Source organism: Nostoc sp. DedQUE08, assembly GCF_034530895.1.
Classification (GTDB): Bacteria; Cyanobacteriota; Cyanobacteriia; order Cyanobacteriales; family Nostocaceae; genus Nostoc.
The window spans coordinates 198,389-210,519 of sequence record NZ_JAVRCD010000004.1 but is presented as its reverse complement, the minus strand read 5'-3'; the positions used below and the strand labels follow the sequence as shown (position 1 = coordinate 210,519).

Annotated in this window: 4 protein-coding genes; 2 read left to right on the top strand and 2 right to left on the bottom strand. The window is 46.4% G+C overall.

Annotated features, from left to right (window positions below; translation table 11 throughout):
• Positions 1-443 precede the first annotated feature (443 nt).
• A complete protein-coding gene (locus RMY64_RS04475) occupies positions 444-875 on the bottom strand; it encodes an ATP-binding protein (protein ID WP_322699412.1) in 432 nt (143 codons plus the stop codon).
• A gap of 36 nt (positions 876-911) precedes the next feature.
• Positions 912-2,369, bottom strand: a complete 1,458-nt coding sequence (locus RMY64_RS04470) for a GAF domain-containing SpoIIE family protein phosphatase (protein ID WP_322699411.1) — start codon at positions 2,367-2,369, stop codon at positions 912-914.
• A 513-nt stretch (positions 2,370-2,882) separates the two neighbouring features.
• Here RMY64_RS04470 and RMY64_RS04465 point away from each other — a divergent pair.
• Positions 2,883-9,305, top strand: coding sequence for a polyketide synthase (locus RMY64_RS04465; protein WP_322699410.1), 6,423 nt, complete (start codon positions 2,883-2,885; stop codon positions 9,303-9,305).
• Positions 9,302-12,046 carry a type I polyketide synthase gene (locus RMY64_RS04460; protein WP_322699409.1) on the top strand — a complete coding sequence of 915 codons (2,745 nt, stop codon included), beginning with the start codon at positions 9,302-9,304 and terminating at the stop codon, positions 12,044-12,046. The genes RMY64_RS04465 and RMY64_RS04460 overlap by 4 nt, the downstream gene beginning before the upstream one ends.
• Positions 12,047-12,131: the final 85 nt, after the last annotated feature.

Sequence of the window (12,131 nt, the reverse complement as noted above, 5' to 3'; positions counted from 1 at the left end):
TTAGTTGGTGGTTTGATATAACAGGCAACAGCTAATAGGCAATAGGCTTAAAAGTTTTTGGTGTCGGGGTTTGACGATCGGTTGATGTCCTAACCTACCAAGGCAACTGCTATATATGCTTTTTTTGGCCGTTTTTGACATATTTGCTGTTTAAGGTCGCTACCTTGTGAATATTGAGAATACATGAAATTTTTTTGTAGTTACTAACTTCGTGACCATTTGTAACAAGTAACCTGAAAAGAGAATCTGCAAAAATTGGACTTAAAGGTTTGTAAATATTTGCTAGCAAGTTTTAGGAAGATTTTTGTCCAAAAATCATTCAGTTTTAAGTGCAACGGTGTCGAAAAACAAAACTATGTAAATAAAAATCAATTAACTTGTAAATCTTGTTGTATCTAGTTAAATTCATTGTTTTTTTATAATTTAAATTCCTGCGAATTGACTTAACTGATTCCCAATCCGTCGTCACGATTTACAATTAAAATATTACAATTTTGGTTTCCGTCTTGTTGGTAAATAAACCGATCTACGCTCTTCAGAGCTAGATAAACTCCCAAACCGCCAATCTGTCGTTGCTGTAGCGACTTGTTCAAATCATTTGGAGTTAACTTCTGGGTAGGATTGAAGGGAACACCAGTATCTTTAATCGTAATGCTCAAGGAGCGATCGTCAAAATCGGCTTTTAAAATCAAAATGCCTTGGCGATTTGCTGCCTGATAGCCGTAATTAATGATGTTTGTAGCGATTTCATCTACCGCCAAACGCAGTCTATAGGAGGTTTTTTTATTCAAACCTGCTACCATTGCTGCTGCCATCACATATTCTGCGATCGCCTTTAAAGAGTCCAGTGTTCCAGGCACAGTTAAAGGTTCCATATTTTACAGATTGGGGGTAAGTGAAAGGATGAAACTTTAGTCTGATGCCTTTCTCTGCACAATCAGCATTGTGATGTCATCATACTGAGGTGCGTTGCTGATATGAGCGAACAAATCGGTTGTAATGCGCTCTAGCAGAGGAGATGGCAAAAGCGCAGGTCGATCTAGGAGCGATCGCAGTCGCTTTTCAGTAAAAAACTTACCGCTGGGACTACGTGCCTCAGTTACTCCATCGGTATAGCCAATTAAGATATCGCCTGGTTCCAACTGTACTTGTTGAATTTTAAATTTCATATTAGGCATCATCCCTACTGCTGGCCCGGTTGAGTTGAGACTGGCTTTGATACCAGTCTCACCAACAACAAACAGAGTTTCGTGTCCACCATTGATGTAGGTGAGAATGCCAGTTGCCGGATCTAGCACGCCAAAAAACAGCGTAGCAAACATACTCATCTGGGCGTGTTGCTGGGCGATGTAATTATTCGTGAGCGCTACTGCTTTCAGGGGGTTAATTTGGTATAAATTGGTTGCCATCTCTGACTCCAGTAAAATCGATAATTCCGCCTCATTGGCAATAATAGAGAGTCCGCCCAAACTAATTTGTCCCGAAAAAATACGGATTAAGCTCCGAAACAAAGCCATAAATAAGGCAGCGCCTACACCTTTGTCGGCGACATCAGCAATAACTAGCCCCAAGTAGTCGCCAGGTAGCATAAAAACGTCGTAGAAGTCGCCAGCAACTTGACGCGCAGGAGAGAAAAACGTGGCAATCTCTAAATTAGGTAGCTGTGGGATTTCGTTGGGTAGAAAATCTCTCTGGATTTGCCGCCCTTTTTCTAATTCGTAGTTGAGCGCTTTGGAATAAGTTTCAATTTTCCCATAGAGCTGGGCATTTTCTAAAACTATAGCGATTTGGTCAGCAGTGAGCTGCATCAGATGGGCAATTTCTGGGCTAAAGTGCCCCGGTTCTGGGTGTAGTAAGGTAAGAATACCTAACACCTCTTCATTTCTGAGAATGGGAACAGCTAATGCTGAACGTACAGTGTAAGGCTGATTGGGCAACTGCAACCAACGATCGTCGGTTTCAGTGTCTACGATCAATCCTATCTGGCGCTGTCTGTATACCCAACCAGCAAGCCCCTGTGCTAAAACACAACCAATCAGGCGATCGCGCTCCGCTAGTGCTGTCTCCCTTTGCGTGAGGATACTATCGGTGACAGCACCCTGGCGATCGAGTAAAAATAGACTGCCTTTTTGGGCACCAGTAAGCTGACTACAAACATCTAACGTGTCTTGTAAAGTAGCTTTCAACATCTCTTCTTCGGGTGAAGCGCGGATGATTGTTGCTACTGAATGCTCCAGCAGCTTTTTTTGAGCTTGGAAAGCAGCTTTTTCTGTTTTTAATTCAGCTACCTCTCGCCGCAGGGCCTTCAGTTCCTCAATTAGCTGTTGATTCTCTGCTATGCCATTCTCTTCATAAGATCGTTGGATCATAAATAGACCTGTCGCTTTATTATTGGGGTAAGATTCAGGACGGCGATCGCTTCACTAAATTGAATGCATCTGCTAATTTAAATAGAAATTCCACAATTCTCCTGCGATAACTCTTAAGTTATTTTGATATAAAAGTCATCCCTTAAATAGTTGAGAATTTATAAAATTTGTGCATAAAGAGTGAAATCTTGGTATTCTAAACAATACCAAGATTTTCTCGGAGAACACTAAGATTTTTTGGAGAACACCAAGATTTATCAAACTGATGGCTTCATCAGTCTGATAAATTTTTAATACCTTCATTAGACCTCTTGCATAAATCAAAAATAAGAAAGAACCCCACCCCGCCAAAGCTACGCTTTGTCTCCCCTCCCCGCAAGCGGGGAGGGGTTGGGGGTGGGGTGTTAGACGACTTTTGCAAGAGGTCTATTTACTAGCAGATGTTGGCTTTGCTTGTCAATTTGCCAGAGATTAGCGTTCTGAACAATTTCCAGGTTTTAGGAGTAGCCGTGCATGGAAAAACAACATACTAGTCAGACGCTAGTAGACGTATTGCGCTACAGAGCTATTGGACAACCTCAGACGCTAGGCTATACCTTTTTGGTAGATGGTGAATCTGAGGGAAGTAGACTCACGTATGGAGCATTGGATAAACAGGCAAGGGCGATCGCTACCTACTTGCAAACATTTGCAAAGTCAGGCGATCGCGTACTCCTGCTCTACCCACCTGGTTTAGAATTTATTACTGCCTTTTTCGGCTGCTTATATGCTGGTACGATCGCGATTCCTGCCTATCCCCCTCGGCAAAATCAGTCAATTGCTAGGTTGGGTGCGATCGTTTCCGACGCCCAAGCAACTGCCATCCTGACAACAACAGCACTATTGCCAATCGTTAAGAACTACTTTGCAGACAATCCAGAACTAGCATCTCTAAAAGTGTTGGCAAGCGATGGGATTTCTGAGGCAATCGCACAGGAATGGCAACCACCTAATATCAATGGAAATACTTTAGCGTTCCTGCAATACACCTCCGGTTCTACGGGAATGCCTAAAGGAGTGATGGTCAGCCACAGCAATCTGCTGCACAATTTAGCCTACATTGACCAAGGTTGGAATCACACACCCAATAGCGTGATGGTGACGTGGATTCCCTTCTTTCACGACATGGGGCTAATTTATGGAGTACTCCAACCTTTGTACTACGGCTTTCCTTGCTATATCATGGCGCCGGTGTCCTTTATTGGGCGTCCGATTCGCTGGCTGCAAGCTATTTCCCGCTACCAGGCAACCCATAGCAGCGCACCCAACTTTGCCTATGAACTATGCCTTCGGAAAATTACCGCAGAACAACGTGCTAGCCTAAATCTGAGTTCTTGGCAAGTTGCTTCCAATGGTGCCGAGCCAGTCAAAGCGGAAACACTCCAACGGTTTGCCAAAGCATTTGCCTCCTGTGGGTTTCAAGAAACAGCTTTTTGTCCAGCATACGGGCTAGCTGAGGCGACGCTGAAAGTGACTACCGTAGAGGCACAAACTCAGCCAATAACGATCGAGGTAGAGACAACCGCACTGGCACAAAATCGGGTAATGCTGGCAACAGCAGAGGATTCCAAGACGCGGCTTTTAGTTGGATGTGGCAAGAGTGAACAGGGCGATACCCAAATTGCGATCGCTCATCCTGAATTGTTGACGCGATGTTTACCGGATGAAGTCGGCGAAATTTGGGTCGCAGGAGCAAGTATCACCCAAGGCTATTGGCAGCGATATGAGGAAACAAAACATACATTTGCAGCTTATTTAGCAGATACAGGGGAAGGCCCGTTTCTCCGCACAGGAGACTTAGGTTTTTTACAAGACGGCGAGCTATTTATCACCGGAAGACTCAAGGATTTAATTATTATTCGAGGACACAATCATTATCCTCAAGACATTGAACTCACAGTTACAAATAGTCATTCGGCTTTGGGAACGCAGGGAGTAGCCGCATTTACTATCGAGGTAGACGGTGAAGAACAACTCGTTGTGGCGTGTGAAGTCGAGCGAACTGCTATGCGGAAGCTTGATGCAAGTGAGGTAATTGGCTGCATCCGACAAGCAGTCACAACACAGCACGAGTTAGAAGTTCATGCCGTCTTGCTGTTGAAACCAGCCAGTATCCCCAAAACTTCTAGTGGGAAGATTCAGCGCTATGCCACTCGTGCAGGATTTTTAGCGGGGACTTTGGAAGTGGTGGGACAGTGGAGGAAGGCAGGGGGCAGCACTTCGACTCCCTTCGGCTTCGCTCAGGGCAAGCCGCTCAGTGACCCGGCAGCAGGGGAGCAGGGAGAATTGAGAAGTCGCAAGTCAGGAGACAAGGGAGCGGCGGAAATTCAAGACTGGTTGGTAAATAAGATTTCTCAGCGACAAAACATTGCACCCCAATCAATAGATCCGCGTGAATCATTTGCTTATTATGGGTTGGATTCTATTGCCGCAGTCAGCCTGTCAGCAGATTTAGAAGATTGGTTAGGTTGTCAGTTGTTGCCTACTTTGGCTTACGATTACCCGACGATCGCAACTCTATCAGCCTATCTCACAGAAATATCCCAACAGCGAAAATCTCCAGAACCGAGACAAAATCTCAAATCTGTGGAGGCGATCGCGATTATTGGTCTTGATTGCCGCTTTCCTGGAGCTAATAACCCAGAAGCTTTTTGGCAATTACTACGAAATGGTAAAAGTGCCATCGAGCAAATTCCCGTCAATCGTTGGGATTCTCATCTTTTCTATAACCCCATCCCCGCCCAACCAGGGAAAATGAGTACTCGTTGGGGTGGATTTATCGAGCAAGTTGACCAATTCGACCCCCAGTTTTTTGGCATTTCTCCTCGTGAAGCCGAGCGGATGGACCCGCAGCAAAGGCTGTTACTAGAAGTGAGTTGGCAGGCACTAGAAAATGCTGGATTAGCAAGCGATCGCTTGACAGGCAGCAACAGTGGTGTATTTATCGGCATCAGTACCAATGACTATGCTCGATTCCAGTTCGATCGGTTGTCTGATATTGATGTCTATGCCAGTACAGGTAATGCTCTAAGCATTGCTGCTAACCGCCTATCCTATCAGCTCGATTGGCACGGCCCCAGTTGGGCTGTCGATACTGCCTGTTCTTCATCTTTGGTTGCAGTTCACCAGGCTTGTCAAAGTTTACGTTTAGGCGAATGTGACTTGGCTTTGGCAGGTGGTGTTAATTTAATTCTCACCCCCCAAATGACAATCGCCCTCTCCCAAGCAAGATTCATGTCGGGGGATGGTCGTTGTAAAACCTTTGATGCGGATGCAGATGGTTATGTCCGGGGAGAAGGTTGTGGAATCGTAGTGCTGAAGCGTTTGACTGATGCGATCGAAGATGGAGATAATATCCTGGCGCTGATTCGCGGCTCGGCAGTCAATCAGGATGGTCACAGCAATGGGCTGACTGCTCCTAGAGGAATTGCCCAACAAGCCGTTATCCATCAGGCGCTTGTTAATGCTGGAATCGCACCCGCAGCCATTAGCTATGTGGAAGCTCACGGGACAGGTACAGCCTTGGGCGACCCGATTGAAGTTAATTCGTTGCAATCAGTGCTGATATCAGGTCGTTCCCCAAAGCAACCTTGTGCGATCGGTTCGGTGAAGACTAATATCGGTCATTTAGAATCAGCAGCCGGAATTGCAGGCTTAATTAAAGTTGTACTAGCTTTGCAACATCAAGAGATTCCCGGTACGCTTCATCTCCAGCAGTTAAATCCGAAGATTACCATCCAAGACACGCCTTTTTCAATTCCCCGCGAAACTCAGAAGTGGTCTGATTTTGGGGAGCAACGTTTTGCAGGAGTAAGTTCCTTTGGCTTCGGCGGTACGAATGCCCATGTTGTTTTGGAGGAAGCACCCTCCGATTTTAGATTGCCGATTTTAGATTTTAGATTGGATGATGCTGATGACAATCCAAAATCCCTGTTGACAATTTCGGCAAAAAGTGACATAGCGTTACGGGAATTAGCTCGGCGATATGTGGCATTTTTGGAGTTTCATTCAGAAGTAGCTCTGGGGGATATTTGTTATACGAGCAATGTGGGGCGATCGCATTTTAACCATCGACTAGCTCTGGTTGCAGAATCATCTGAGGAATTTTGCGAGCAACTAGCAGCGTTCATTTATAATTCACCACCTTCTAAAACAGGCGATCGTTGTCAGGGAGTTGCTTTCCTGTTCACCGGTCAAGGTTCGCAATATATCGGCATGGGGCGGGAACTTTACAACACGCAACTTGTTTTTCGGCAAGCTATAGAACGCTGTGCTGAAATCTTACAGCCATACTTAAATCAACCTCTGTTAGAGATTCTATATCCAAGTAGTGAGTTAGAAAACCCAACTCAAGCCTCTATTAATGAAACTGCTTATACTCAACCTGCTTTATTTGCTCTGGAATATGCATTGTCCCAGCTATGGCAGTCCTGGGGAATCAAACCGAGTGTGGTGATGGGACACAGTATCGGCGAGTATGTTGCTGCCTGTGTAGCAGGAGTGTTTAGTCTGGAAGATGGACTGAAGTTGATTGCCGCACGAGGGAGACTGATGCAAGCGTTACCGTCTGTGGGAGCAATGGTAGCGGTGTTTGCCCAGTTGCAAGAAGTATCGAGCATTATTGATGAGTATTCAGATTTGGCGATCGCGGCAATGAACGGCGCACATCTGATCGTCTCAGGTGGATCTGAATCTATGACATCGGCTGTGGCTAGGTTAGAAGCAAAGGGAGTGAAGACAAAAGCACTTGAGGTTTCCCATGCTTTTCATTCGCCATTGATGCAACCCATGCTGGCGGAGTTTGAGCAAATTGTCCAGCAAGTAAACTATTGTTTGCCAAACCCCGATATTCGCTTTATTTCTAATCTCACAGGTCAACTGGCAAAAGCAGAGATCGCCACGCCTGAATATTGGGTAAAACATGTGACGCAGCCAGTCCGGTTTGCTGATGGAATGGCAACTCTAGCAGAACTGGGAGCTTTAGCGTATTTGGAAGTAGGGCCGCAACCGATTTTGTTGGGGATGGGTCGCCAGTGCTTACCGAGTAACGATTATGTCTGGCTTCCCAGCCTCAAAAAGGAATCAAATTCACAGCAGATGTTGTCCAGTTTGGCAACTTTGTACGAGTCTGGAATATCCATCGATTGGGTAGGCTTCCATCATGGCTCTCAACATCGTCGGGTAGTGTTGCCTAATTATCCCTTTGAGCGATCGCGTTTCTGGATGGAAACTGCATCTAGTAGCGTGACTGCTAGAGAATCGCTCTGTTCGCCAGCAGAAATCAAGCGTTTGCTCGTACCCCAGTTGGGTGAATTGACAGCCCAACTCAGTCTCAAACACTATGGGGAAGCTCTAAGTACTTTAGAATCACTGAGTATCCTTTATGTGGTGGCGGCATTCCGGCAGATGGGGTGGAATTTGCAACTAGGCGATCGCTATTCTATCCCCCAACTCACCAAACTAGGAGTCATCGAACAACATCAGAAACTTGCTTTGCGCCTGTTGGAAATGCTGGTTGAAGAAGGAATTCTTCAGCGAATTGGTAATCAGTGGGAAGTAACTCGAATACTGGAGTTACCCACACCAGAAGCGCAACTGGATAATTTGCGATCGCAATATCCCCAAGCAAATGCAGAACTGACACTGCTAGAGCGTTGCGGTTCGCACCTGGCTCAAGTACTCCGAGGTGAAACTCGCCCCCTGGAGTTGCTATTTCCCCAAGGCGATTTGACAGCATTAACCCAGCTTTACCAAGATTCCCCCGGCGCAAAGGTGATGAACGCCCTAGTCCAAAAGGCAATTTCAACCGCGATTTCCACTGCTACAGTCAGCATTTTGGAAATTGGAGCCGGAACCGGCGGAACAACTGCTTACCTCCTACCTCATCTTCCAGCAGAGCGAACGGAATATGTCTTCACAGACTTAGGAACGTGGTTCACTGCCAAGGCTCAAGAGAAATTTCGGGATTACCCATTTATCCGCTATCAGTCATTAGACATCGAACAAGACCCCCAATCTCAGGGATTTACTAACCATCAATACGACATCATTGTGGCAGCAAACGTCCTGCACGCAACTGAGGATTTACAGCAAACCTTACGTCACGTTCGCAGCCTGTTAGCACCAGGAGGATTGTTAGTGTTGCTGGAGGGAACAAGTCCCCGACGCTGGTTAGATTTGGTCTTTGGATTAACGCCAGGGTGGTGGAAATTCTCAGACTACGAGCTGCGACCATTCTACCCTTTGTTAGCAGTGACCGACTGGCTGGAATTGTTGTCTGATTGTGGGTTTCAAGGGGCTGTGCATCTTGCGCCTGATTGCGAGGCGATCGGCGATTCATTCCAACAGGTTGTTATTCTGGCTCAGAGCATCAGCACCGATAACCCAGTTAACCACAATCATCTTCCATCGCCCATTGCTACCACCATCAACACCCCACAATCAACATTTATCCAATCGCTAGTATCAAAGCCTCCACGAGTGCGACAGGAGGAATTAGTCACTCATGTCCGCTTATTAGTAGCCAAAGTTTTAGGCTTAAAGCAACCCCAGTCCATCGGTTTGCAGCAAGGGTTCTTTGAATTAGGGATGGATTCATTAACTGCTACGGAGTTGAAAGACCAATTGCAAAATAGTTTAGGCTGTTCTCTTTCCCCAACCACACTATTTGATTATCCTACGGTAGCAGCGTTGGCGAATTATCTAGAAACGCAAGTGTTGTCGCTCTTAGAACCACAAGAATCAGCCTCTAACTCAGAGAGTTTAGAACAACAAGCCTCACTGCAAGAATCATTAGAAAAGAGAGTGAAATTGTCATCGCCCGACCAATCGCTTGACGAAATTGCAGATTTGCTGGCTGCAAAACTAGCATCAATCAGAGAGGGAAAACTGCTATGAGTCGTCCTTCAGAAACCAGAGATTATGGGCAATTGATGCAGAACGCATTGCTGGAGCTATCAGCCTTACAAGCAAAGCTCGATACCCTCGAACATGCTGCAACTGAACCGATTGCAGTCATCGGTATTGGTTGCCGCTTTCCTGGAGGAGTTAACTCTCCAGAGGAGTTATGGCTGTTATGCAAAAATGGTGGTGATGCGATCGCCGAAGTCCCTAGCGATCGCTGGGATGTAGATGCTTACTACGATCCCGATCTAAGTAGTTATGACAAAACTAACACCCGTTGGGGTGGCTTTTTAACAAACATCAATCAATTCGATCCCGGCTTTTTCGGAATTTCCACGAGCGAAGCAGCTACCATTGACCCCCAGCAACGACTGCTATTAGAAGTAAGTTGGGAGGCATTAGAAAACGCTGGCTACGACCCCTTACAACTGGCTGGTTCTCAGACTGGCGTATTTGTGGGAATTGCCACTTGTGATTATTACAAAGCCATGACCGCAATTCCCACGAGAGCCGGCACCGGAATTGCTAACAGTATGGCGGCAAATCGGCTGTCTTACTTTTTGGATGTGCGAGGCCCTAGCGTGACAATTGACACTGCTTGTTCGTCGTCCCTGGTTGCCATTCATACCGCTTGCCAAAGTCTGCGGCATCAAGAGTCAAATCTGGCATTGGTGGGCGGTGTGAATATTATGTTGTTACCGGAGGTGAATATTACCTTTTCTCAGGCTGGCATGATGTCATCTGATGGACGTTGCAAAAGCTTTGACGCTACAGCCGATGGCTACGTCCGAGGAGAAGGATGTGGGGTAGTTATCCTGAAGCGTCTTTCAGATGCAGTCAAAGATGGCGATCGCATTTTAGCCTTACTGCGGGGAACTGCCGTAAATCATAACGGTCGCAGTGTTGGCCTAACTGCACCAAATGGGTTGGCTCAACAAGCAGTGATTCGGCAAGCATTGGCAAATGCGAAGGTGGCATCCCATGAAATTGATTATGTTGAGGCACATGGTACGGGTACTCCAATGGGTGATGCCATCGAGCTACAAGCAATCTTCGGGGTGCTAGGACAGGGGCGAAACCTCGACCAACCCTGCGGACTCGGTTCTGTGAAAACTAATATTGGCAATCTAGAAGCTGCTGGTGGGATTGCCGCATTCATCAAAACTGTTCTCTGTTTGCAACACGGAGAAATTCCCCCTCATCCACATTTCAAAACCATCAATCCCCATATTGACATCAAGTCAACACCATTTTTGATTCCCACAATCGATCGCCCGATAAATATCAAGCCTCGGTTTGCTGGCGTTAATTCCTTTGGCTTTGGCGGTACCAATGCTCATGTAGTACTGAAAGCAGCTCCAGAGGAGAGCAGGGGAGCAGGGGAAGCAGGGGGGGCAGGGGAGCATATCAAATCGCTGTTGACGCTTTCGGCAAAAACTGAGACAGCGTTACGGGAACTAGCAAGTTGTTATGCAGATAGTTTAGAAAACTATGCTGCTCAATCGATTCCTGATATCTGTTTCACAACTAATATCGGTCGATCGCATTTTAACTATCGTCATGCCATCGTTTCATCAGGCGATTTACCCCATTTAATTTCCCAACTGAGGACATTCGCCACTAGCAAACAGACGACAGGACAGCTACAGCCAAATCGCCCGAAGATTGCATTTTTGTTTGCTGGACAGGGTTCGCAATACGTTGGTATGGGATGGGAACTTTACAACAGCCAACCTATTTTCCGTGCTGCCTTAGACGATTGCGATCGCATCTTACGCTCTTATTTGGATCGGCCACTGTTGGAAGTACTGTATCCATTAGGGGAAAGGGAAAGAAACTCAGCGCCTCATCTTCTAGATGAAACTGCCTACGCCCAACCTGCTCTATTTGCCGTAGAGTATGCCTTAGTGAAATTGTGGCAGTCATGGGGCATTGAACCCGATGCGGTGATGGGTCATAGCGTCGGAGAGTATGTAGCTGCTTGCGTGACAGGTGTATTTAGCTTGGAGGAAGGACTGTACTTGAGTGCCGAACCGGGGCGACTGATGGCAACACAAGCTAGAGAAGGGCAAATGGTGGCGGTGTTTGCAGCTAAAGAGATTGTAGAGGAGGCGATCGCATCGTACCAGGATACTGTTGCCATTGCGGCCTTTAACGGCCCTAGCCAAACTGTGATTGCGGGCGATAGACAAGCGGTTTCAGCAGCAATCGCCCGTCTGGAATCCGATTTCATTATGACTCGCGAGTTGAATGTTGCCCACGCGTTTCACTCACCCTTAGTAGACCCCATCCAAAATGCCTTTGAGCAGACTTTGAGGAAAATGCAGTTTCATCCACCTTGTCTACCCTTTATCTCTCATCATTCGGGAGAATTCGAGGCAGGGGTACTAGATGCTAACTACTGGCGCTCCCAACTGCGATCGCCCGTGCGTTTCGATCGAGGTATCCAGACTTTAGCAGAAGCAGGGTATAATATTTTTCTGGAAATTGGCCCAACAGATACCCTAGCAAGTATGGGTAAGCGGTGTCTACCTAAAAACACTGCTACTTGGTTGTCTTCTTTAAGACAAGGGCATGATGACTGGCGATCGCTCCTCGACACCTTAGCTACTTTATACGAGAAGGGTACAAACATTAATTGGTCAGAATTTCATCGAGATTCTCCCAGACAACGAGTTGCCCTGCCCACTTATCCTTTTCAGCGCCAACGCTGTTGGATTGACAATGAATTTTAGATTTTAGATTTTAGATTTTTTGGTTCATGCCCAGCCCCGCTTCAATTTTAGATTTTAGATTGCCGATTTTAGATTAAAAATTCCT

Excerpts from the sequence above, each read along its gene's own strand:
- RMY64_RS04475 (WP_322699412.1), bottom strand. The coding sequence starts at position 875 with ATGGAACCTTTAACTGTGCCTGGAACACTGGACTCTTTAAAGGCGATC.
- RMY64_RS04470 (WP_322699411.1), bottom strand. The coding sequence starts at position 2,369 with ATGATCCAACGATCTTATGAAGAGAATGGCATAGCAGAGAATCAACAG.
- RMY64_RS04465 (WP_322699410.1), top strand. The coding sequence starts at position 2,883 with ATGGAAAAACAACATACTAGTCAGACGCTAGTAGACGTATTGCGCTAC.
- RMY64_RS04460 (WP_322699409.1), top strand. The coding sequence starts at position 9,302 with ATGAGTCGTCCTTCAGAAACCAGAGATTATGGGCAATTGATGCAGAAC.